The following is a 24,747-nucleotide window of genomic DNA, read 5'->3' as shown; positions in this document are numbered from 1 at the left end:
CTAAAAAAAATAATTACAAAGAAGTACAGTTTTCATCTTTTGAATAGATTCCATTACTTTTTGCCTCCAGTTTTCCGGTTTTTCTGTTGATTTTAACCAAAAAAGACTCTTTCACAACGGGACAGCCCTTAGACTGCATCAGATACATAGAGATATGGCGGTCCTCAATTTTATAAGCTCCGGTAAAACGGTTACTCGTATCTACCGAATAGCCATAAGTTTTTGCCAGCAGAATAGCTTCCGGAAGATTGTCCACCGTTCCGATAAAATTTCTTAACTGCTGTTCATTGGAAAAATAAACAGATCTTTCATTTTTACATGCAAGGATGTATGAAAAACAGTTGCTGCCCATACATTTCTGGAAAAAACCTCTTTCCGGAACAGGCTCATTGATCGTCATAAAATCGGGAGCCTGGCTCTCGTAGATCACTGCTTTTTCATAATCAGTGTCATTACTGAGTACCCGCCAGTAGGCATAGTCTTTATCAGGAACAATGAAAGGGTAGAGATAATCCACCGTATCAAGGATATCAGGAATTTTTTTATAATCATCAGGTACCTTGATCTGCCCAAAGAGGAGATTGGAAAGGATCAGGGAAAATGCGATGATGAGTTTCATAGATAACGTGTTTTTCAGTACAAATTTAAAGAGAATTATTCCAATACAATTTTATAATATCCCTTTTCATCAGTTACATCAATATCTATCCCTGTAAAAGTCAGTTTATTGATTTGATACCCATCACAAGCCCCTTTAAATTCCGATGACTGTATTGAAAAATCAAGGTTTTTAATATTAGAATAAAATTTATATTTTTTTGTTCCGTTATAAGCACCTACATTTTCTACAATAAACTTGTTGTCTGATGTTTTGCTTAATTGTACATTAACATTGTTTTCATCCTGAACCGAATAGGTGGTCAATGTTCCATTGGCAATAAGATTTTCATTATTGGAATTTACAAACTCAAAAATGATAGGTAGCGGTGCATTGTAACAATCTTTTTCACAAGAGATGAACAGAATGGCTAGGAGTAGAAAAGTAAATATTTTTTTCATGGATTATGGATGTTGTACGAGTAAAATTAATGAAAATTATATTAAAGTATCTTCTACATATATATATCAAAGAATTAGTCGAGCATATGTTCCACAAACGGAACAATCCTGTTATTCTCAATTTTTCCATTGATATAAACAGAATCGCCATTCTTGAAAATATATTCATTGACAAGAAGATTATTTAACCCGTCAGGTTCAAAAAAAGACTGAATCCAGGGATGCTGATCTTTTAATAAAGAAATTTTTTGAGTCCCTCTGGCTTTATAATCTTGCAGATAATAAGGTGTTCTATCACTGGTAGTATAAGTTTCGTAGACAAAAGGTATGTTTCTTTGATCCGGATTTTTTATGATGCATCTATTAAAATCAATAGGATATGGTTGGCCATTGATTAAAAGTTGAGCTCCTTTGGGATAGCCTGCTGCCATGACGTAATCGAATTTTTCGTAGTTTTCTTTATATCGTTTGTTTCGTTTGACGGTACCCACACGCAGCAGATAGAATGCTGCATCTTTTCCTGATAGAGGAGCTGAGGTCGTTTGGTCTGTATAAACGATGCATTTAAGAACCGGTAATGAGTGGATGGCATCTACCTGTTTATTATATTCATCAACTCTTTCCTGCATTGATTCCATACTACCAAAAGCAAAAGAACTAAAAGCTATTGCTGAAAAAACAAAGACCAGCATAAACACTCCAAATATGATTAAAATAGTTTTCAGTCCCTTTTTATCAAGCTGGGTTCCGTTGGTTTTAACATTCACATTGACGTTAAAATTGAATTTGATCATGGTTCTTTTAATAGCTTTCAAAACTAAGTAAAATTAATATAAATTTCATTTTCATGGCTGTAATTTTTGTCATTTGTCAATTCAATTCATTTAAAAATCGCTTACATTTGTTACTATGATACACGACCAACGCGCAGAAAAATTCAGGCAGATCGTGGAAAATAAGTTCCAGATCTACAATTCATTATTTATGAGCCTGCCTTATGATAAAATGACGAATATCGGAATGCTGCTTCCGTTTCTTTATGAGGAAAGCAGAACCGGCTATGAAGCAGGAAAAACTCCCGAAAACATCGTCGAAGAATTTTTTAAAAACCATACCGATCTTCAGACCGAAGAGCAGAAACTCGAACTGCTTTTTAAGATCATTCAGTATATAGAAAGACAGGTAGTTTTGTTTGACAGTATTGAAGATGCTGCTTTTCCGAATCTTCATTCTGAAAGTGACAGCGGTACTGTAACCAATCTCTTTGAACGTTCTTTTCAGGATCATAAAATTGAAAAAGTTCGCGAAAAATTAAAAGACTTTAGTATAAAAGTTGTTTTTACGGCGCACCCTACACAGTTTTATCCAAGCTCCGTACAAAGGATCATTCAGGACTTAAGAGGAGCTATTACCAGTGACTCCGTTACTCAGATTGATATGCTTTTGCAGCAGCTAGGGAAGACTCCTTTTGTCAACAAAGAAAAACCGACTCCTATAGATGAGGCTTTAAGCATCATTTCATATCTGAGATATGTGTATTACGATACAATTGGCGAACTGTTTACAAAGATCAAAAAGACTTTTGGAAACGGACATTTCCATCTTCATGAAGATATTATTCAGCTTGGATTCTGGCCTGGAGGAGACAGGGACGGAAATCCGTTTGTAACGGCAGATGTGACGAAAAGGGTGGCGGAAGAACTTCGCTCAGCCATTCTGAAATCCTATTACAGTCATTTGAAATTCATTAGAAGAAGATTGAGTTTTAGAGGGGTTTCTGAAGTTTTAACCCAATTAAGTGAAGAACTGTATGCAGCAATTTTTGATGGGAAAAGTATTACAGCTGAAGATATTTTAAAGAAAGCCACAGAAGCGGAAAAAATAGTAATTAATGAACATAATTCCTTGTTTTTAGATCTTCTGGCTAATTTCAAGGATCGGGTGATGATCTTCGGAACTCACTTTGCAACGTTGGATATCCGCCAGGACAGCAGGATTCATCAGAAAGTGATTGATGACGTTTACGCAAAAGTATACGGGAATGAAGAGGCTGATTACGAACATAAATTCAATAAACTGATTCAGGTTTCAGAAACCGTAAACGCTGAAGATTTTGAAGATATTGTGAAAGATACATTGTTAACAGTTTCACAGGTTACAGGCATTCAGAATTTGAACGGATTAAGAGGAATGAACCGTTATATTATTTCCAATTCCGATGCAGTAAAAGATGTGATGAATGTCTATGCATTCTTTAAAGTCTGTGGTTATAAAGACGAAGATATCAATATGGATATTGTTCCCCTTTTTGAAACGATGGAAGGTCTTGCCAACGCTGAAAACGTGATGAATGAACTGTATCATAATCCTGTTTACAAAAAACACCTGGAAAAAAGAGGAAACCAGCAGACCATTATGCTTGGATTTTCTGATGGAACTAAAGATGGAGGATATTTAAAAGCCAACTGGGAAATTTATAAAGCCAAAGAAGTATTGACCAAGCTTTCCGAGCAGAAAAATATCAAAGTTATATTCTTCGATGGCAGAGGTGGACCGCCAGCCAGAGGAGGAGGAAAGACCCATGATTTCTATGCTTCTCAAGGAAAAACTATTGCCAATAATAAGATTGAACTTACAATTCAGGGGCAGACGATTACCAGTATTTTTGGAAATAAAGAACAGGCGAAATATAACTTTGAACAGCTTCTGACCGCTGGTGTGGAAAATGATGTATTCAAAAATGCAAAAAAAGAGCTTACAGAAAAGGAAAGGGCCTTGATCATTGAATTGGCAGATATCAGCTACGGAAAATATTCAGACTTAAAAGCTCATCCTATGTTTGTTCCTTACCTTCAGGAGATGAGTACCCTTGAATATTATGGAAAAACAAATATCGGAAGCCGTCCTTCCAAAAGAGGAAACGGAAGCGAACTGAAATTTGAAGATCTGAGAGCTATCCCGTTTGTGGGGTCATGGTCACAGTTGAAGCAAAACGTTCCCGGTTTCTTCGGTTTTGGGTATGCGATGCAAAAGATGAAAGAGCAGGGAAGGTTTGAAGAAGTAAGAGAACTGTATAAAGGTTCGGATTTCTTTAAAACTTTAGTGTTGAACTCCATGATGAGTATGAACAAGTCTTATTTCCCTTTGACTTATTATATTAAAAGCAACCCGAAATTTGGTGCATTCTGGAATGTTCTTTTTGATGAATATGAGCTTTCAAGAGAAATCATGCTGGAATTGACAGGATTTAAAATGCTTCAGGAAGAAGATCCTCTGTCCAGAAAATCAGTGAAGATCCGTGAAAAGATTGTACTTCCATTATTGAGCATTCAACAATATGCGTTGATGAAAATACAGAAAGGAGAGGGCAATAAAGAAGCTTATGAAAAGCTGGTGACCCGGTCTTTATTCGGGAATATTAATGCGAGTAGAAACTCAGCGTAAGTTATTTAAACAAATGTTTTGTACAGATTGTACAATAATATATCAATAGGAACGGGCTTTAGCCCGTTCTTTTTTATGAATCAATCCATCGGCTTTAGCCAAAATAGAGTATATGCAGTTTTAGAAAACTCATAATATCCCTCGCACATTCAACAAATCAAAATCTGCGAGAGACAAAAATTTTTATTCCTTTAAGAATTTCTCATAGTAAACTTTATCCTTCATCTGAATTTTCAGGTAATAAGTTCCTTTTGCAAAATCTTCCACTTTTATAGATTTCTGATGACTGCTTTTTCTGATCAGTCTTCCCAGGTTATCATAAATTTCCAAAGACTGAACTTCCTGCTCTGATGCTATATTCAGAATGTTTTTAACAGGATTCGGGAAAATAGAAAGTTTATCTTTCTTTACCATTTCAGAAGTATTCAGAACCAGATTATACAGGCTTCCGAAGTTGAGAATACCATATCCTGTCTGATCTGAATGAGCAGGATAAAGCGAGGCGGTTTGTCTTAGCTTTGTTCTCATCTGTTCCCTGTCCATTGTTGGAAATGCCTGGATAAGACAGGCTACACCTCCTGCAGCAATAGGGGTAGCAATGGACGTTCCGTTTACAATTGTAGTAGCATTATCATATACTGTTGTTGTAGCAGTTCCTTGGGTACTTCCATCAGGTTTTACCACTCCAACGGAGTTAGGTCCGAAAGAAGAAAACCCTGATGCATTTCCGGCAGAATCTACAGATCCGATAGAGAATACTTTAGCATTGTCAGATGGGGTCATCAGATAATGCCACGGCTGAAGCCCGGAATTTCCGGCAGCAGCAAGAACAAAAATTCCTTTTTCAGCAGCAATACCTGCTCCGCGGGCAATGAAAGAAGTACTTCCGTTCATATTGGCATAGGTATAATTGTAACGGCTTTCATCAAAAATGTTGTATCCCAGTGATGAGGTGATGATTTCCACGCCTTTTCTGTCCGCTTCCTCAGCGGCTTCAATCCAGTATAGCTCTTCTTCAGGAACTTCTACAGTGGCATTTTCACTTCGGTAGAGATAGAAATCAGCATCCGGAGCAGCACCAACAAAAATATCTTCCAGATATCCGCCGATAGCTCCTAATACCACTGAGCCATGCGGACTGAGTGTTGTATTGTAAATGTTTCCGGTTTTAGTGACAAAATCATAGGCCGCTTTTATATGATTACCATTCCATAATCTGGAAAAAGCAGTTCCCGTATTCACCGTTGGAAATCCGGCATCAATGACTGCTATAGAAATCCCTGTTCCGGTATAACCTGCCAGGTGAAGGGGGCGGATATTAACCTGATCAATTTGGCCGGCGCCGGAACCATAATTAAAGGTGGTAAGCAGTTTATTGAGATTGGCATCATCTTTCCATTTTCCAGGTGCTGCTTTTACAGTGGTTGAGCTGTTTCTGGCAAAACTTTCAACAGACAAAACAAAAGATTGAGTCTGCAGCAATGCTTTTTGGGCAGGAGTAGCATTCACTGCAGCTCCGTTGAGCCATTTTGAGTAATCTGTAACAGTAAATCCTAAATTTTGAAGATTCTGAAGGTAAGACTGTTCAATAGGCGCATCCTGATCGTTGAGAGGAATTCCCAGCGTTGTACGTCTGTTGAGTGATTTCTGGCTGAGTTCAGACAGCGGATTTGCATAGAAAGCAGCCTTATTCGGCTTATCAGTAAAGAAAACAAAAACAAGTTCTGTTTGGGCAGATACATTAAGATAACCTGTTAGGAAACAAAAGAGTAAAAGTTTTTTCATAAGATTATTTTGTATAAAGATAAAAACAAAATCAATAAAATTTTTGATAGGATATTAAATTCCTTATTTTTACAGAAATATTTGTTATATGAAAAAAATTCAGATGGTTGACTTGCAAAGTCAGTATTACAAAATAAAGAATGATGTAGACAATGCAGTTTTGAATGTAATGGACTCTGCAGCGTTTATTAACGGTCCTGAAGTAAAGTCTTTCCAGAATGAATTGGAGTCTTATTTAGAAGTAAAACATGTGATTCCATGTGCCAATGGTACAGATGCTTTACAGATTGCCCTAATGGCATTAGATCTGAAAGAAGGAGATGAAATTATCACAGCTGATTTTACTTTTGCTGCAACGGTAGAAGTAATTCACCTGCTTAAATTGAAATCTGTATTGGTAGATGTAGATTATGATACATTCACTATTTCTACAGAACAGATTAAAAAAGCGATTACGCCAAGAACAAAAGCGATTATTCCGGTACACATTTTCGGACAGTGTGCCAATATGGAAGAAATTTTGAAAATTGCTGAAGAGCACAATCTATATGTTATTGAGGACAATGCCCAGGCAATTGGTGCAGAATATACATTCTCTGACGGAACTGTAAAACAGGCAGGAACAATGTCTACTGTAGGAACAACTTCTTTCTTTCCTTCAAAAAACCTTGGATGCTACGGAGATGGTGGAGCTATTTTCACCAACAACGATGAATTAGCACACCGTTTAAGAGGGATTGTAAACCACGGAATGTACGAAAGATACTACCATGATGAGGTAGGAGTAAACTCCCGTCTGGATAGTATTCAGGCTGCGGTTTTAAGAAAAAAACTTCCTCACCTTGATTCTTACAACGAAGCAAGAAAAAGAGCAGCAGATTTTTATGATGAAGCATTCGAAGGAAACCCTAATATTCTGACTCCGAAAAGAGCTGAAAACTCTACTCACGTATTCCACCAGTATACTTTAAGAATTCTGAACGGACAACGTAATGAGCTTCAGAAGTTTTTAACGGAAAAAGAAATCCCTGCAATGATCTATTATCCGGTAGCACTAAGAAAGCAGAAAGCATACTTCCAGGAAAGTAATGATGCAGACTTTGTGAATACAGATAAGCTGTTGGATCAGGTAATTTCTTTACCAATGCATACAGAATTAGACGAAGAACAACTGAAGTATATTACAGATGCTGTTCTTGAGTTTATGAAATAAATAAATGAACAAAAAGATATTTAAGTATAAGTTGGTATATTACTTAGCGGTAACCACCAGCTTATTACTTTTTATAATATCATCATTTTTGGTTCTTGATATATTTAATGATTTTAGTTTATTTAAAACATTATTTATTGGTATTTCGTTAGTTATTAATTCATTTGCATTTGTCAATTTAGTTGAAAAATATGATAAAGCTATAGTGTTCCTAAATCTTAGTTTATTTTTATCCATAATTATTTTAGGCTATCCTTTATTACTTGGATTTTTAAATGGATATAATATTTTAGGACATTTTACTTTTAAATTTTTAATTATATTGATGTTCAGTTTATTGATTATAAATATGTTTAAGGTGAAAAAATATAAGAGTGGTAACGAAATAGAAAGTATAGGAAAACATGAAGATTAAAAAATAAAAATGGCAATACTTGTTACAGGAGGACTTGGATATATTGGTTCTCACACAGTGGTAGAACTTATCAATAGCGGCTTTGAAGTAGTTATAGTAGATGATTTATCCAATACGGAAAGATTTATTTTAAAGAATATAGAAGAGATTACAGGTAAAAAGCCGGCTTTTTATCCTTTTGATCTAAGAAGAAAGGAACTTCTTACTCAGGTTTTTGATGCCCATCAGATCGATGGTTGTATCAATTTTGCAGCTTTTAAAGCAGTAGGAGAGAGCCAGATAAAACCGGTGGACTATTATGAGAATAATTTGTTCTCAATGATTAATATTCTTCAGGAATTTAAAGAAAGAGAAATCTCCAACTTTATTTTCAGTTCATCCTGTACAGTATACGGGCAGGCAGATGTAATGCCAATTGACGAAAATACTCCTTTAAAAGTACCTGAAAGTGTGTATGGGAAAACAAAACAAATGGGAGAGCAGATCCTGATTGATTTTGCAAATGCTTATCAACGTAAAATTTCGTTATTAAGATATTTTAACCCAATCGGAGCTCATCCTTCTGCAAAACTTGGAGAACTGCCGATAGGAATTCCTAATAACCTGGTACCTTATGTGATGCAGACCGCTTCAGGAGTACGCGAGAAACTGAGTATTTGGGGAGATGATTATGCTACAGAGGACGGGACAGCCGTTCGTGATTATATTTATGTTGTTGACCTGGCGAAAGCACATGTTGCAGCATTAAAGAAATTGATAGAAGATTCTTCAATGGAAGCTGTGATTGATACCTACAATCTGGGAACAGGAAAAGGTTCATCTGTATTGGAAGTGGTGAAAGCTTTTGAAAAGGCTAATAATGTAGAAGTACCCTATCAGATCTGCGCAAGAAGAGAAGGAGATATCACGATTGCGTATGCCAACGCTGAAAAGGCCGAAAAAGAGCTCAACTGGAAGTCTGAAACGTCTCTGGAAGAATCTTTAAGAACGGTTTGGGAATGGCAGAAATATTTGAATACAAGGAATGTATAAGTTTCAATGGTTATGAAATTTTACTAACCATATGAAAGAACAATTAAAGAACGAATTATATAAACAAATTACAAAACGTCTTCCCTGAATTTTTTGTTTTTTATCTTTTTAAAAGAACATTTATTTCAGTGAAGTTTTTAATTCAAAATTAATATGAAGACACAGAGAATAGGGATTACATTTTCCTCATTTGACTTATTACATGCTGGGCACATCAAAATGCTTGAAGAAGCCAAAACTGTATGTGATTATTTAATCGTAGGACTTCAGATCGACCCTTCCCACGATCGTCCCAATAAAAATAAGCCAAGCCAGACCATCGTTGAAAGATACATTCAACTGAAAGCAGTAAATGCGGTGGATGAGATCATTCCTTATTATACGGAAGAAGATCTTTTGGATATTTTAAAATCATTTGTGATTGATGTAAGAATCATTGGAGATGATTATATGGACAGAGACTTTACAGGTAAGAAATACTGTGAAGAAAAAGGAATTGAGATCTTTTACAACAAAAGAGACCATAGGTTTTCCACCAGTGATCTGAGAAGAAGAATCTATGAAGCTGAAAAAGAAAAAGACTCACAAGCTGAGACTGTAAAATAACATTAATAAAAAATCCCGAAAAGTACTTTTCGGGATTTTATTTTTGTTGTATTACATTGGACCGCCTTGTTGGTCGTCTCCGGCTGCATTGGAATTGATATCCTTTTTCTTTTTAGGCTGATCTACTTTTTCACCCTGTTTGAATCTATAGGTTAAAGAAATAGAAAACTGTCTTGGCTGCCACTGCATATAGTTTCTTCGGGTATAATCCTCATTGAAACTAAGTACTTCTCTGCTTCTTGTATTGAAGATATCCTGAATATTGAAGGAAATTGTTCCGTCTCCTTTCCAGATCGTTTTGGAAGCACCAAGGTTCAGCGCATACATATCCTCTGTATTTTGGTTGGCAGATTTCTGAGCTCCTCTATAGAATCCCTGCAGCTGTACACTTAATGTTTTATCAAGCTTAAATGTCGTATTAAGACGTGCTCTGGTAGAGAAACCATCTCCTGTAAAGTTCATATTACGTGTTTGCTGCTGCTTATTTTTATCAATAGCATCATAATAAGCAATTCCGGTCGTCTTATATCCGAACATGTCTAAGCTACCCATTATTTTTAACCATGCAAAAGGATCATAGGTAAAGTTCAGATCCAAACCATAGCGGTCGTCACTTCCCAGGTTGATAGGTTTTGTATAGAATACTCCCAGATTTTCATCAGGTCTGTAGACTAGCATTTTAGTATCATCCGTAGCATGTCTGTAGTATAAGGTAGGATTAATAGTAAACTTCTTTTTTGTAATATTATATCCTACTTCAAATGAGTCTACATATGATGGGTTAAGATCTATGTTTCCTTCAAAAATATTCTGGCTGTTGCTGTAATTCGGGAAGGGAACCATGAAGAAAGATCTTGGTCTGTCTATTCTACGGGAATAATTAACCAAAATCTGATTGTTCTTAGATACATCATAGCTTAAGAATACACTCGGAAATAAATTGTTGTAGTTCTTTGTTTTATTTAATTGCGGATCATTAGGATTTTGATTGATATAATTGATCTTTACATTGGAAAGTTCATCTCTTAAACCAAGCTGATAAGCAAATTTTTCTCCGATTTTACTTTTAAACTGTAAATAGAAAGCATTGAAGATCTCCCTGTAATCTGTATTGTTGTTATAGTTCTGGATATAAGGATTATTGGAAGTACTGCTTACAAAGTTATCATAAGTGTTATCATTCACATCCAATCTGTATCCTGCTTCAATCTTAGACTTTTCTCCTATAGGTAATTCGTAATCTGCTTTCCCGATCACTGTTTTGCTTACAGAATGTCTTCGGGTAATATCCTGTACATCCGGAAGAAGGTCGTTGGTCTCAAGAATATTCGCATTGTTGTTGCTTCTGTTTCTCTGTAAACTTAATGATACTGATAAATTCTGACCGTTATCATCAAATTTGTGATCTAAACCTAAATCTCCCTGGAAAGCAAGGTTATTAAATATCGTTTTAGATTCTCTTTGTCCGTAAGGGTTTAATAACTGCCATGTTCCCGCAGTTCCATTTGGATCTGATGGATCTGTGAAAAATCTGTGAAAACTGTCATACGTCTGCAGAAGCTCATTTCCATCTCCTTCAAAAGTTCTTACCAATCCTGTTACATTGATGGATGTTTTGTCAGACAAATCATACACAAAACCAGCACTTACATTATAATTTTTGTTATAGGTCTTACTGGTGGAGTTTTGCAGTTGATGAGCAAGAACATCATTTGGCTGCGTATCAGGAAGGATCTTAGGAAAAGTAAGATTATGATATGTCGTTTCCGAATTATTTTTAGTTTTATTTTCCGTGTAACCGCCGCCACCGTTTACAAACCAGGTCCAGTTATTTTTTCTCCAGCTCAGATTGGTGTTAAGCGAGGTTCTTGGGAAATATCCTAAAGATCCTACAACGCTACCATTAAATCCGATTTTTTTGTTCTTTTTAAGGATAATATTCAGAATACCGGAAGTTCCGCTTGCTTCAAATTTAGAAGAAGGGTTGGTAATGACTTCAATTCTTTCAATCTGATCAGCCGGGATACTTTGTAAGGCGTTGGCCCCATCATCTATTCCCAGAAGGGCAGAAGGTTTTCCATTGATCAGAAACTTTACATTGGTACTTCCTCTCATAGAAACGGTTCCATCCGTATCTACAGAAACTGAAGGAACATTGGTCAATACATCCTGAAGACTTCCTCCTTTGCTCACGATATCTTGTGAAGGATCATATGTTTTCTTGTCAAGTTCTACTTTATAGGGTTTGGCTGCTGAAGCAGTAATTACAACACCCTGGATTTCTTTTGTTTTGCCATCAATGGTTGTAGCAGCTTCAGGCTCTAAAGATAATGCCCCGATATTACCTGCTATAGCAATATTTTTACTGACTACATTTTTTTTGTAATCAATAGCCTCTACTGTGATATCATAATCTCCCGGTACAAGCTCAAGCTTATACTGGCCTTTTTCATCTGTCAGTACAGCATCACTTAATGTTTTGCTCACTTTATTGCTGAAAGTTACAGAGGCATAAGGAACCGGTTGGTTTTTTTTGTTGACAATAGTCCCTGAAACTCCAGCCTTCTCCTGTGCAAATGCCATCGCCGCCGCTGAAAGTACTAACGTAAGTCCTAAAGTTTTTCTGGTGAAAATATTGACAATTTCTGTCTTATTCTTCATAGGTTATTTTTTTGTATAAAATCGTGAAAGGATAACCCTTAACATTTTGAATATCCATATTAATTTGATCTTCAAAACATTATGATCGTTTATTGTTTTTCTAGCTGTATAAATTTATAGGTGCTTTCTAAGCTTATTTTATATTTTTTGAGTTGAGCCAGTCCTGGTACGCTTTTGCATTTACAGCATGTTCTTCAGCACTTGCCGTAAACTTATGGTATCCAAACCTTGCGGGATCAGCACACATAAATATATAATTGTTGTTTTCAGCATTTAAAACAGCATCAACCGAATTTTTATCCACTACACAGATGGGGCCCGGAGGAATACCTGCGTTTGCATAAGTGTTGTAAGGTGATGGTGTAGACAAATGCTTATATAATACCCTTTTAATAGATTCTTTAAAATTAGTCTGCTTATTGATTGCGTAGATCACCGTAGGGTCAGACTGAAGTTTCATTCCTTTTCTGTAACGGTTTAAATATAATCCGGCAATCGTTTTCATTTCATCTTTTTTTCCTCCGGATTCCTTATAAACAATAGAAGCCAGTGCATAGATCTGATCTCTTGTAAGACCAGACTGCTGTTCTTTATTTTTTCTTTCACTCGTCCAGAAATCATTATACTGATCTTCAAACTTTGCGAAAAACTCTCTTGGGCTTACGGTCCAGAAAAAGTTATAAGTATCAATGAAAAAATATTTTTTTAAATCTTCAACATTTTTATACCCTTTTTCCTGTGCCACGGCATCCAGATCATTTATAAAATGTAATGAATCAATTTCCGTCTTTTTGGTCACCTTGCCAATCATCTGGTACATATCTCCAAAATCTCCGATTCTATAAGAATTTGCGGATTGATTACCTGCTTTGATCATGTTGACAAGGTTCTTGTTTCCTGTTCCGCTCTGGATGTGATAACGTCCTGCTTTAAAATTAGCATCAAGACCTTTCTCTTTAGCTACGGCTTCAAAAGATTCTTTGTCTTTAATATAAGGAGCAATAGAGTCAAGGATCTGTTTAAAACCTGCTCTATGAGGAATCAGAACATAACCGTCTTTTTCTACGTTGTTTCCTAAATATTTATTATAAAATCTCAAACCAAAAAATCCTGCAGTTACAAAAGCCAGCAGAATGATAATGAGAATAGCTTTTTTCATTCCTATAAATGTTGATTAAAAGTTTTTTTGTTTTTAAAGAAGATCTGTTTTACCTCTAAAAACTTGCTTTGCAGGACCTTCCAGCCAAATATTCTGGAATGTATCTCCGCTTTTTTCAGCATATACTTTAAGGTTTCCGCCTAAAGTTTTAACTTTTACAGAGGTTAGATTATGTTTTTGAAGAAAAGTTAAAGCAGAAGCTGTAACTCCTGTTCCACAACTGTAAGTTTCGTCCTCAACGCCTCGTTCATAGGTTCTTACAAAAATTTCATTATCAGAAATTTTTTCTACAAAGTTCACATTGATTCCTTTTTCTTTATAATTTTCAGAATTTCTGATCCCGTTTCCTTCAGTATACACATTGTAATCCGGAAGATTTTCTACATATTTTACATAGTGTGGAGATCCCGTATTCAGAACAAAGTCATTTCCGTCCTGTGAAATGGTGTCCACATTGATCATTTTCAATTTAATGATCCCGTTATGGATTTCAGCTTCGTGTTCTCCATCTGTTGCAATGAATTTGCACTTATCTTCAAAGATGTCAAGGAAAAAAGCAAAAGCTACAAGACATCTTCCTCCGTTTCCGCACATGGTACTTTCTCCTCCGTCAGAATTGTAATAAACCATTTTGAAATCATAGTCAGAATCGTTTTCCAATAGAATAAGACCATCAGCACCTATTCCAAAACGTCTGTCACACAATTTTTCAATACTATTTTTATCTTTAGTAAACTGCAGATCGCGGTTGTCTACCATTACAAAATCATTTCCTGTTCCCTGATATTTATAAAATTCCATATTTTTTGTCTAAAATGAAGAAGCAAAATTAATATATTTAAAATGAAAAACGAACAGTGTTAACTGTTCGTTTCCTTATTTATAATCGTTTTATCTAAAGCCGCCTCCGCCGCTCTGTTGTCTGCCTGAACTACTGCTTTGGCCACTGGAGCTGTTTCTGAATCCACCGCCGGAAGATTCTGATCTGCCACTGTTTTGGCTGCCGCTGTTTTGGTTTCTGAATCCACTGTTATTTTGGGTTCCCTGATTATTCTGGTTACCGCTGTTTTGATTCCTGAATCCGCTGTTGTTTTGGTTACCTTGGTTATTCTGAGAACCACTGTTTTGGTTTCTGAATCCGCCATTGTTGTTTCTGCTGCTATTGCTGTTACTATTGGAGTTTCTGTTATTATTGAATCCTCCGTTATTATTGTAAGAGCCGTTACCATCCGTTGTACGAGTATTCTGGAATCCGTTTTGAGGTCTTGAAGAAGATGATGATCTTCTTTCTACATAGACTTTTCTTCTGGAATTATTATAAGTGTCATAATAATAAGGAATGCCATTATCATAGTAGTAATTAACGTTATTTCTGTAATAATAGCCGTCATTACCATAATACCCGCCATTTCCATAATATCCGGAAGGAGCATAGTAATATCCGTTGTTATAATAGGGGTCACCATAACCACCATTATTGCTTCCGTATCCGTCGGTATATGCTAAGCAAGATGTTAAACTGGTAATAGCAAAAATACTGACTGCTATTTTAAATAAATTTTTCATGACTTTATTGTACTTTTTTCTTTAAAACTTTTTTTCCAATTGAGGTATCCTAAGATAGCCATTATAGTAAATACCAAATATTGAACCGAAGTGATTCCAAGTCCCTTAAAAATCATCATAGGTATACAGATAATATCTCCGATAATCCAGAAAATCCAGTTCTCAATGCGCTGTTTGGCCATGAACCACATTCCTATTAAAAATATTGAAGTGGTAAAAATATCCATCCAATTTGCCCAATCCAGATGATACAATCCTAAACTGGTTCCTTTCATAGAAAACTGATTATCAATATAAGGCTTATAATAATAAATAAGAGTAACCAGCGCCAGACTTAAGATAAAAAGTAGGGTGGCATAAGACCATTCTTTTCTGGTGGCCCAGGTAACTTCTACATGAACATGATCTTCAGAATTTCTTGCCCATAAAACCCAGCCATAAATACTCATGACAGAATAATAGACATTGATCATACAGTCTCCTAACAGCCCGGCATTAAAAAGAAGATATACATAGATCAGGGTTGAAATAATGCCTGTAGGGTATACCCATATATTTTTCTTAATGGAAAAAAATACGCTCAATATTCCGAAAACAGCACCTGATGCTTCCAGTGTAATCTGTAAAGAATCATAGCTTTCATAAGGTTTTACAAAAAGATCATATAAATTCATGCAATCAAAAATAAGCAAAAATATGGACTTTTTAAAATGGATTAAATAATGTGTTGCTCAGGTTTTTAAAGATTTTAATGTAAAATAAATGACGAAAGTTTAACGATAAACGTGGGAGTTCCTAAATTTTTTATATTTTCGTAAATCCTTAATAAATAAAAAAACATGTCGAAAATTTGGGTTAAAAAGCCACTAAGTGCCTATGAGGCAGATATGAAGAAAAGTGAGCTGAAAAAAGTCCTTGGAAAATGGAGTTTAACAGCAATTGGAGTGGGTGCTATCATTGGAGGTGGAATCTTTGTTCTTACCGGAACAGGAGCCTATTATCACGCAGGACCAGCACTTGCCATTTCATTTATCATAGCAGGTATTGCCTGCGTTTTTGCTGCATTATGTTATGCAGAATTTGCATCCATTATTCCTGTAGAGGGTTCAGCTTATGCCTATGCCTATGGAACGGTAGGAGAAATTTTTGCCTGGGCCATGGGATGGTGTCTTATCCTCGAGTATGCCATGGCGAGTATGGCCGTTTCCGTGAGTTGGTCCGGATATTTTACCAAATTTTTGAAAATCTTTAATATTCATTTACCGGCCTATCTTACATCAGATCCTGCCAGTTATACAGGAGATGGTTTTTCAATGAACCTGCCGGCATTCATTCTTGTTCTTTTAATTACTGCATTATTGGTAAAAGGAACTAAAGAAGCAGCAGGAGCTAATAACCTGATCGTTTTGATGAAAACTTCTGCCGTTATCTTTGTAATTATCGCAGGAGTATATATTATTTTTTCTAATACTGATCTTTATAATGCGGTAGATGGTGTTAAAAACTGGAAGCCTTTTATTCCGGATCAAGTAAAGCTTAAGAACTCTGAAGGAGACATGGTTTCCGCCTATGGTATTAAAGGAATTATTTCTGGAGCAGCAGCTATTTTCTTTGCCTATATTGGTTTTGATGCTGTTTCTACACAGGCAGGAGAGGCTATTAATCCTAAAAAAGATGTCCCTTTTGCAATCATTACATCACTTTTAGTGTGTACAGCGCTTTATATTTGTGTATCACTTGTATTGACAGGGATGATGCATTATTCAGACTTTAATCCTGAAGGAAAATACCCTGATGCTATTAAGGCACCTGTGGCTTATGCTTTTGAAATTGCCGGAAAACACTGGGCGAGTAATGTAGTTACCATCGCTGCTACTGTAGGATTAATTTCCGTAGTAATGGTAATGATGATGGGACAGTCAAGAATTTTCATCGGAATGGCAAAAGACGGATTGATTCCTCAATTTTTCGGTCAGCTTCATCCAAAAACAAAAACACCTTACAAAGGAATCATTTTGTTGGGAATTGTAGTTGCATTTATCGCTGCATTTACTCCAATTTCAACATTGGCAGATATGACAAGTTTCGGAACCCTGTTTGCATTTACACTAGTTTGTATTGCGGTTTGGGTGATGAGAAAAAAAGAACCTAATTTGATCAGACCTTTCAAAGTTCCAGCTTATAAAATAGTTGTAGGACTGGGAGTGTTTATCAATATTTATCTGATATTTAACTTAAGTGCTCATGCATTGGAACTTTCTGCTGTATGGTTGTTCTTAGGAGGTTTAGTATATTTCCTTTACGGGAAATCAAATAGTAAACTTAATAATCCTGAAAAATATAAGGACGTAAATTAATACTAATATAAACCGCTTCGGCGGTTTTTTTTATCTTCTATAATATGAAAAAGATTTTCTCCATTTTGTGTTTGTCTATAGGATTTACAGCGTTTTCCCAGCAGGTGGAAAGCGTTGAAACCATTCTGAATGATAAAATCAGTATAAGAGCACTTGAGCTGTATGACCATAAGGTTTGGTACAGTGGTACAGACTCCAAATTAGGGTTTGTAGATCTTAAAGACCATAAAAACCAGAAACAGATCAAGCTATCTGAAGATAAGCTTCAGTTCAGAACGCTGGCACAGGATAAAACTTCTTTTTATACCATCAATATTGAAAGTCCTGCCCGTTTTTTTAAAATCAATAAGAAAGATCTGAAATCACAGATTGTCTTTAAAGATACGGCCAAAACAGCATTTTATGATGCTTTACGTTTTGTGAATGATAAGCTTGCCTTTACCTTTAGTGATGCAGATAAAGACCACTTGCTGAAACTGGCAGTGTATAGAAATGGGAAATGGAATATGTTTAAAAATAATGTATCCCTGAATGAAGGTGAAGCGGCTTTTGCCGCCAGTAATACCAATATTTCATCAACTAAAAAACACCTATGGATTGCAACCGGAGGGAAGGCTTCAAGAATCCTAAGAATGAATCTGAAAGATGAAAAAATTGAAATTTTCAATACACCCGTTGTACAAGGAGAATCTTCACAAGGAATGTATTCTATAGATTTTTATGATGACCATTTCGGAATTGCTGCAGGAGGAGATTATACAAAACAGGATGCCAATGTCAATAATATTGCAACCACTAATGATGGTGGACAAACCTGGCAGATTCAGGCTTCAGGACAAAATGCAGGATATACAACCTGTGTGAAAATTAAACCTGGGTCAAAAGGAAAAGAAATCATTGCAGTTGGAGACAAACACATCAGCTATTCTTCAGATTTTGGAAAAACCTGGAAGAAAATTTCTGATGAAAAAGGTTTCTTTGTCTGTCAGTGGATTGATGGTAACAGTATTGTTCTTGCAGGAAATAGCAGAATTGCTGTCATGAAATTAAAATTTTAAATATCAGGTATAGAATTTATCACTATTTGCCAAAAGCCTGATCATACGTATTTAGACTCATTATAAAATAGAACCTAATATAATTCATAGGTTAAAATTCATAACTAATGGTTAATTTTGTAAGATGGAATTTTGATTATGTTAAATTTCATACCCTTATAAAATCTTAATTTTCAAAATGAACTCTTTAATAGATAAGTATAATATTCCCGGACCGCGTTACACTTCTTATCCTACCGTTCCATATTGGGATGAATCAACATTTTCACCGGAAAAATGGAAAGAAACAGTAATCAGGTCTTTTCATGAGAGTAATGCAGAGGAGGGGATTTCTATTTATATCCATTTACCTTTCTGTGAGGCTTTGTGTACGTTCTGTGCATGTCATAAACGTATTACCAAACAGCACAGCGTTGAAGTACCTTATCTGGAAAGTGTTTTGAAAGAGTGGAAACTTTATCTTGACCTTTTCAACGAAAAACCTAAACTGAAAGAATTACACTTAGGTGGAGGAACTCCTACGTTTTTCTCGCCTGAGAATTTAAAAACATTATTAGAGGGAATTTTTTCAACAGTAGACATTGCGGAGCATCCGGAATTTTCTTTTGAAGGACATCCTAATAATACAACGAAAGAACATCTTCAGACTTTATACGACCTTGGTTTCAGAAGAGTAAGCTTTGGAGTTCAGGATTATGATCCTAAAGTTCAGAAAGCAATCAACAGAATCCAGCCCTTTGAAAACGTAAAAAACGTTACAGAATGGGCGAAGGAAATTGGTTACAGAGGAATCAGCCATGATCTTGTTTTCGGACTGCCACACCAGAATTGGGAGGCGATGGAACACACAATCAGAAAAACTATGGAGCTGAAGCCGGACAGACTTGCATTTTACTCTTATGCACACGTTCCATGGGTGAAGGGAGTTGGGCAGAGAGGTTTTGATGAAAATGACCTTCCAAGCGGAGAAGAAAAACGCCGTTTGTATGAAGATGGTAAAAGACTGCTTCAGGATTTAGGATATATTGAAGTGGGGATGGATCATTTCTCTCTTGAACATGATGATCTGTATCAGTCTTTGATTCATAAAAAACTTCACAGAAACTTCATGGGGTATACTTCAAGCAAAACCCAACTGATGGTAGGGCTTGGTATGTCTGCCATTTCAGATTCATGGTATGCTTTTGCCCAGAATGTAAAAACGGTTGAAGAATATCAGAAAATGGTTGAAGAAGGTGAGATTCCTGTTGTAAAAGGACATGTTCTGAGTGAAGAAGATCTGACGGTAAGAAGACATATTCTGAATCTGATGTGTCAGCTTGAAACAACGTTTGATATCAACAATTCTTTCCCTGAGCTTGAAAACGCTTTGCAAATGTTGAAAGAAATGGAAAATGACGGACTGGTAGAGATTAATGGAACTGAAGTTAAAATTACAGAAGCAGGACGAGCTTTCACAAGAAATGTAGCCATGGTTTTTGACCTGAGAATGATGAGAAATAAGCCTGAAACAAGGATTTTCTCAATGACAATATAAATCAAAAGCGGTTCAGATCTGAACCGCTTTTTTATTGCTTTAAAATTGATCTTATCATTAAGCGATATGTTCAAAGATTTTATAATACTGATCTATCTTTTTTGTTCGCAAGGCCACTGTGTTTAGCAAGCTTTTTCTGCTTAGTGAAACGCCTTTGCGACCCTTTTTCATAGAATTTAAAAATCTTAGCGTTTCGTTTGCGTTTATAACAAGTAGTTATTATTTGATAATCAATTTTTGACTGTAAGATTTCAATTCGCCGGATTTCAGGTTGATATAATAAACTCCAGCGGGTATTCCTGAAATATTAATACCCTTGCCACTCATAATCTGATCTGCTTCCAATACTTTTCTTCCTTCCGCACTGATAATTTCCAACGTTGCTTTTTTATCAGTAACGCCATCAATGAAAATCTCTTTTGAAGCAGGATTAGGATAAATTTTTACGGTTCCTAAAGTATTCTCCTTTATTCCTAAAGTTCCTGTGGATATCTTAAAAATCTTTCCACTGTTTACAGCGGCTACATACAGTTCTTTCTGATAATCCTCTCCGAAAGTAGAAAAGTTATTTCCCGAATAAGGAGTCGTCCATGTGATGGCATTATTGCTATCCAGAATTCCAATCTGGGTAGAACAGTAGTCTGCAAAAAAATATTTTCCCTGAAGTGACGGATATTGGGTTCCTCTGTAAACATAACCGCCCGTAATAGAACATTTTCCACCTGAATGATTGTATACGGCAACAGGGAAGGTCATTGTAGATTGAGCTGCACATCCTGCAGTATTGTAGGCATTATTTCCTTCATAGCAGCGCCAGCCATAGTTTAAGCCAGCCTGAGTAATAGGCATTTTGTTGATTTCTTCTATGGCTCCCTGGCCTACATCTGCAATCATCGCATTTCCTGTAGTTAGGTCAAAGGAAAATTTCCATGCATTTCTAAGGCCGTAAGCCCATATCTCATCCGCACCATCCACAGCTCCTGCAAAAGGATTATCCGGCGGAATATTATAGGGGCCGGTAGCATCCACATCTATCCTCAGCATTTTTCCCAGCAATACGTTTTTATTTTGGGCATTATTATTCGGATCTCCGCCGCTTCCTCCGTCTCCGGTAATGATCCAGAGTTTTCCGTCTGGGGCAAAATGAATGCTTCCTCCATTGTGATTATCGAATGGTTTGGGGATGTTCAGCAGGATTTTTTCAGAAGCGGGATCAGCCACGTTAGAATCAGTTGAACTTACACTGTATCTTGCAACGATGATATTACCGGCTGGGTTGTTATAATAAACAAAAAAATACCCGTTAGTAGAGTATTGCGGGTGAAAAGCAAGTCCCAGCAGACCTCTTTCACCACCAAAAATAATTTTTGAACCGATATTCAGAAAATTAGTGGTATTAATTGTCCCGTTGGGTTGAATAATTTTAATAATTCCGTTCTGTTGAACAACAAAAAGCCGGCTGTCATTGGCGTTTGTAATCTCCACCGGACTGGTAAGTCCCGTCACAAATTCTTCCAAATTAATGCTTTGAGAATTAGCGATTAAGGAAGAAAATATACTTATGGTAAAAAGTAGTTTTCTCATAATATTTTGATATTTAGTGTGTTGATTAAGTGAATGAAAATTTTGTACCAATCGAATTTTGAAGACTTCATTATGATACCATGAAAAAATTGTTAAATCTTAAATAGAACTCAGAATACCAATATATCTGAAAATAAACCATTTCTGTTGTTAAAAATTCATAAAATACAAGAAAATCATTATATTTGCCGACTTAATTTAACGTAGTTATAACAAAATGCAAGGAAAAGGACTTATTACAATTGTCGCTATTGTACTAGGGTTGATTTGCTTAAACGAGCTATTACCAACATGGTACGCCAGCAAAATTGAAAAGCAGGCAACTGCTATTGCAGGAGACAATCCGGAAAAGTATCAGAAAGAAATTGCTAGACTTTCTAAGGATACTTTGAATCTAGGATTCACAAAACTTTATTACACTAAAGCCAAAGACAAGGAAATGAAACTTGGTCTTGACTTGAAAGGAGGGATCAACGTTCTTTTGGAGATCAACCAAAGAGATCTTGTGAATGATTTAACAAATTATTCTACAAATCCTGTTCTTATCGAGGCTTTAAACAAAACTGATGAAGCACAGAAGAATTCTACAAAAGCTTACATTGATAATTTCTTCGAGCAATTCGATGCAGTTAACAGAGCTAAAGGAACAAACCTTAAGTTGGCAGATCCGGAAATTTTCGGAAATACAACACTTACTGAGGTGAAGTACAACACTGCTGATGAGCAGGTGAAAAGCATTGTTAAAAGAAAAATTGATGCATCTGTAGGAACAGCTTTCGAGGTAATCAGAACGAGAATTGATAAAATGGGTGCTGTGCAGCCAAACGTTCAGAGAGTACCTGGAACCGCTAGAATTTCTGTAGAAATGCCTGGTATGAAGGACATCGATAAAGTGAAGAAAATGCTTCAGACTTCTGCAAAACTTCAGTTCTGGGAAGTACAGCAGGTTCCTGAAATTGCGCCTTATTTCCAGACTTTGACAACTATGGTTGCTGCAAAAGGAGATTCTATGGGAGTAGCAAAGAATGTGAACTTCATGAACCTTTTACAGCTTGACAAATTAAGAACTAATGGTGTTGCTAACGTAAAATTATCTGATACAGCTGTTGTAAATAAAATTTTAAACAGTAAAGTAGGTCAGTCTTTACGTCCGGCTAACATTAAATATACACAGTTCATGTGGGGTTACAAACCTGAAGCTACAGATGCTGAAAGCTTAGTATTGTATGCAATCAGAGGTAACATCAACCAAAAAGCTCCGGTAGACGGTGCTGTTGAAACTGCAAGCATCAGCTATGATGAGCTGAGCAGAGTAGTAGTAGATATGCAGATGGATTCCAAAGGAGCAAAAGATTGGAAAACATTAACAGAGAAAAACGTTGGTAAGCCGGTTGCTGTAACGCTTGACGGTAGAGTTTATACAGCTCCAAACGTTGTAAATGCAATTCCTAACGGTAGAACACAGATCTCTGGTAACTTCTCTCAGGAGGAAGCTAAAGAATTGGTAGACGTTTTAGGTGCAGGTAAATTACCAGCAGGTGCAAAAGTAGTTCAGGCTACTGTTGTAGGTCCTTCATTAGGACAAGAGTCTATTGATGCTGGGGTGATGTCATTCGGTATCGCATTCTTATTAATTATTGCTTATATCATTTTCTACTACGGTGGAGCTGGTGTTTATGCAGTAATTGCAATGATTATCAACTTATTCTACATTTTCGGAATTATGGATTCCGTAGATGCTACCCTTACGCTTCCTGGTATAGCAGGTATTGTACTTACAATGGCCATGGCGGTAGATACGAACGTAATTATCTATGAAAGAACTAAAGAAGAACTTTTCGCAGGAAAGAGTATTCTTGAAGCATACAAAGACGGTTTCAAACATGCATTAAATGCAATTGTTGATGGTCACTTAACGACATTATTGACGGCAGGTGTACTATTCCTTTTCGGAACAGGGCCAATCAAAGGTTTTGCATTAACATTAGGAATCGGTATCCTGATGACATTCTTTACTTCGGTATTGATTTCAAGAGTAATGATCTTCTCTAGATTGAATAAAGGAAAACACCTTTCTGTTTGGACAGGTGCTACAAAAAATCTTTTCAGAAACACTTGGATCGATTTTATTGGAAAAAGAAAATATGCTTACATCGTTTCAGGTATTTTAACTATTGTTTGTGTCGCATCTATTGCAATCCACGGATTCAAATATGGTATCGACTTTACAGGAGGTAGAAACTATGTGGTAAGATTTGATAAGGCTGTAAATGCTGAAGATGTTGAATCTAATTTGGTAAAAGTATTCCAAACTGAGGATGGTAAAAACTCTTCTGTAGAAGCCAAAACTTTCGGTAACGATAAGCAGTTGAAAATCTCTACAGATTACCTTATTGAAGATGAATCTTTGAAAGCTGACCAGACTGTTGAGCAGAAATTGTATGAAGGATTAAAATCCAGCTTACCTGCAAACATGACGTTAAAAGATTTCAAATCTGCAGATAAAGATCACTCAGGAATCATTTCTTCTGAGAAAGTAGGACCTACTGTTGCAGACGATATCAAGACTCACGGTATTCTTGCTGTAGTTGCAGCATTAGCAGGTATTTTCATCTATATCTTGGTAAGATTTAGAAAATGGCAGTTCTCTCTTGGTGCTGTTGCAGCGTTATTCCACGATGCGGTTATCATTTTGGGAGCTTATTCATTGCTTCACAAGTTTATGCCGTTCAACATGGAGATCAATCAGGATTTCGTTGCTGCGATTCTTACAGTATTAGGATACTCAATCAATGATACGGTAATTATCTTTGACAGAATTAGAGAATACCTGAGAGAGAAAAAATCTTTAACATTAGCGGGTCTGTTTGATGACTCTATCTCAAGCACATTGGGTAGAACATTCAACACTTCATTTACTACGATTCTGGTTATCCTTGCGATCTTTATTTTCGGTGGTGATAACTTGAGAGGATTCATGTTTGCGATGTTAATTGGTATTGGATTCGGTACGTATTCATCCATCTTTATTGCATCTGCAATTGCTTATGACTTCCTTAAAACAGGAAAAGAAGAAGAGGTACACGGAAAAACGACTTCTACAAAAGAAGAACTTGCTTCAAAGTAATACTCACTACAATAAATTAGTAAAGACCGTTTCGAAAGAAACGGTCTTTTTTTATATCCTCTGCCACTTTATGAGTTGATAATCAATTTAAGAGCAGATAACAGATGTTTTCAGGGATGTTGATATTTTCCCTTTAGTAACATT

The 24,747-nt window shown here is 36.2% G+C and carries 19 protein-coding genes; 9 read left to right on the top strand and 10 right to left on the bottom strand.

The genetic code is table 11. The features are described 5' to 3' along the window. Window positions 1-13: 13 nt before the first annotated feature. From GFU89_RS15545 to GFU89_RS15535, 3 genes are all read right to left on the bottom strand, one after another. On the bottom strand, window positions 14-619 hold the full coding sequence (locus tag GFU89_RS15545) for a hypothetical protein (protein WP_318848001.1): 606 nt from the start codon (window positions 617-619) through the stop codon (window positions 14-16). A gap of 35 nt (window positions 620-654) precedes the next feature. Next, entirely contained in the window at window positions 655-1,059 is a 405-nt protein-coding gene (locus GFU89_RS15540) for a hypothetical protein (protein ID WP_318848000.1), read from the bottom strand. A gap of 74 nt (window positions 1,060-1,133) precedes the next feature. Continuing rightward, the gene (locus tag GFU89_RS15535) at window positions 1,134-1,853 is read right to left on the bottom strand and encodes a hypothetical protein (RefSeq protein ID WP_318847999.1); all 720 of its coding nucleotides are present in this window, start codon (window positions 1,851-1,853) and stop codon (window positions 1,134-1,136) included. Window positions 1,854-1,968: 115 nt separating this feature from the next. Here GFU89_RS15535 and GFU89_RS15530 point away from each other — a divergent pair, with 115 nt between their 5' ends. Further along, window positions 1,969-4,503, top strand: coding sequence for a phosphoenolpyruvate carboxylase (locus tag GFU89_RS15530; protein WP_318847998.1), 2,535 nt, complete (start codon window positions 1,969-1,971; stop codon window positions 4,501-4,503). A gap of 183 nt (window positions 4,504-4,686) precedes the next feature. Here GFU89_RS15530 and GFU89_RS15525 read toward each other — a convergent pair whose 3' ends face one another. Continuing rightward, the gene (locus GFU89_RS15525) at window positions 4,687-6,288 is read right to left on the bottom strand and encodes a S8/S53 family peptidase (RefSeq protein ID WP_318847997.1); all 1,602 of its coding nucleotides are present in this window, start codon (window positions 6,286-6,288) and stop codon (window positions 4,687-4,689) included. 88 nt (window positions 6,289-6,376) lie between these two features. Here GFU89_RS15525 and GFU89_RS15520 point away from each other — a divergent pair, with 88 nt between their 5' ends. From GFU89_RS15520 to GFU89_RS15505, 4 genes are all read left to right on the top strand, one after another. Further along, the gene (locus tag GFU89_RS15520; protein WP_318847996.1) at window positions 6,377-7,501 is read left to right on the top strand and encodes a DegT/DnrJ/EryC1/StrS family aminotransferase; all 1,125 of its coding nucleotides are present in this window, start codon (window positions 6,377-6,379) and stop codon (window positions 7,499-7,501) included. Between the two features lie 4 nt (window positions 7,502-7,505). Further along, entirely contained in the window at window positions 7,506-7,916 is a 411-nt protein-coding gene (locus GFU89_RS15515; RefSeq protein WP_318847995.1) for a hypothetical protein, read from the top strand. A 9-nt stretch (window positions 7,917-7,925) separates the two neighbouring features. Beyond that, complete coding sequence (galE, locus tag GFU89_RS15510; RefSeq protein ID WP_318847994.1) at window positions 7,926-8,948, top strand: UDP-glucose 4-epimerase GalE; 1,023 nt, start codon at window positions 7,926-7,928, stop codon at window positions 8,946-8,948. 153 nt (window positions 8,949-9,101) lie between these two features. Further along, window positions 9,102-9,554, top strand: coding sequence for an adenylyltransferase/cytidyltransferase family protein (locus GFU89_RS15505; protein ID WP_318847993.1), 453 nt, complete (start codon window positions 9,102-9,104; stop codon window positions 9,552-9,554). A gap of 51 nt (window positions 9,555-9,605) precedes the next feature. Here the strand turns inward: GFU89_RS15505 and GFU89_RS15500 are convergent, their stop codons facing one another. From GFU89_RS15500 to pnuC, 5 genes are all read right to left on the bottom strand, one after another. Then, window positions 9,606-12,215 (bottom strand): TonB-dependent receptor domain-containing protein, encoded by a 2,610-nt coding sequence (locus tag GFU89_RS15500; protein WP_318847992.1) that lies wholly within the window; start codon window positions 12,213-12,215, stop codon window positions 9,606-9,608. A 133-nt stretch (window positions 12,216-12,348) separates the two neighbouring features. Further along, window positions 12,349-13,374, bottom strand: coding sequence for an endolytic transglycosylase MltG (gene mltG, locus GFU89_RS15495; protein ID WP_318847991.1), 1,026 nt, complete (start codon window positions 13,372-13,374; stop codon window positions 12,349-12,351). Window positions 13,375-13,407: 33 nt separating this feature from the next. Then, window positions 13,408-14,175, bottom strand: coding sequence for a diaminopimelate epimerase (gene dapF / locus GFU89_RS15490; RefSeq protein ID WP_318847990.1), 768 nt, complete (start codon window positions 14,173-14,175; stop codon window positions 13,408-13,410). Between the two features lie 90 nt (window positions 14,176-14,265). Next, window positions 14,266-14,940 carry a hypothetical protein gene (locus GFU89_RS15485; RefSeq protein WP_318847989.1) on the bottom strand — a complete coding sequence of 225 codons (675 nt, stop codon included), beginning with the start codon at window positions 14,938-14,940 and terminating at the stop codon, window positions 14,266-14,268. Beyond that, window positions 14,937-15,614, bottom strand: coding sequence for a nicotinamide riboside transporter PnuC (gene pnuC, locus GFU89_RS15480; RefSeq protein WP_318847988.1), 678 nt, complete (start codon window positions 15,612-15,614; stop codon window positions 14,937-14,939). The genes GFU89_RS15485 and pnuC overlap by 4 nt, the downstream gene beginning before the upstream one ends. Window positions 15,615-15,779: 165 nt before the next feature. Between pnuC and GFU89_RS15475 the strand changes: the two genes are divergently transcribed. The 3 genes from GFU89_RS15475 to hemN all read left to right on the top strand — a co-directional run bounded on the left by GFU89_RS15475 (window position 15,780) and on the right by hemN (window position 19,892). Beyond that, window positions 15,780-17,297: an amino acid permease gene (locus tag GFU89_RS15475; RefSeq protein WP_318847987.1), complete on the top strand. Its 1,518-nt coding sequence runs from the start codon at window positions 15,780-15,782 to the stop codon at window positions 17,295-17,297. Between the two features lie 44 nt (window positions 17,298-17,341). Further along, window positions 17,342-18,355, top strand: a complete 1,014-nt coding sequence (locus GFU89_RS15470) for a glycosyl hydrolase (protein WP_318847986.1) — start codon at window positions 17,342-17,344, stop codon at window positions 18,353-18,355. 178 nt (window positions 18,356-18,533) lie between these two features. After that, on the top strand, window positions 18,534-19,892 hold the full coding sequence (gene hemN, locus GFU89_RS15465) for an oxygen-independent coproporphyrinogen III oxidase (RefSeq protein WP_318847985.1): 1,359 nt from the start codon (window positions 18,534-18,536) through the stop codon (window positions 19,890-19,892). Between the two features lie 219 nt (window positions 19,893-20,111). Here hemN and GFU89_RS15460 read toward each other — a convergent pair whose 3' ends face one another. After that, entirely contained in the window at window positions 20,112-21,476 is a 1,365-nt protein-coding gene (locus GFU89_RS15460) for a PQQ-dependent sugar dehydrogenase (protein WP_318847984.1), read from the bottom strand. Between the two features lie 217 nt (window positions 21,477-21,693). On the opposite strand from GFU89_RS15460, the gene secD reads away from it, so the two are divergent. Continuing rightward, window positions 21,694-24,603: a protein translocase subunit SecD gene (gene secD / locus GFU89_RS15455; RefSeq protein ID WP_318847983.1), complete on the top strand. Its 2,910-nt coding sequence runs from the start codon at window positions 21,694-21,696 to the stop codon at window positions 24,601-24,603. The last annotated feature ends 144 nt before the right edge of the window (window positions 24,604-24,747 follow it).

Origin of the sequence: Chryseobacterium sp. JV558, assembly GCF_033712365.1 — a bacterium.
Classification (GTDB): Bacteria; Bacteroidota; Bacteroidia; order Flavobacteriales; family Weeksellaceae; genus Chryseobacterium.
Note: the sequence above shows the minus strand (reverse complement) of the source record. Positions and strands in the feature narration are given on the sequence as shown.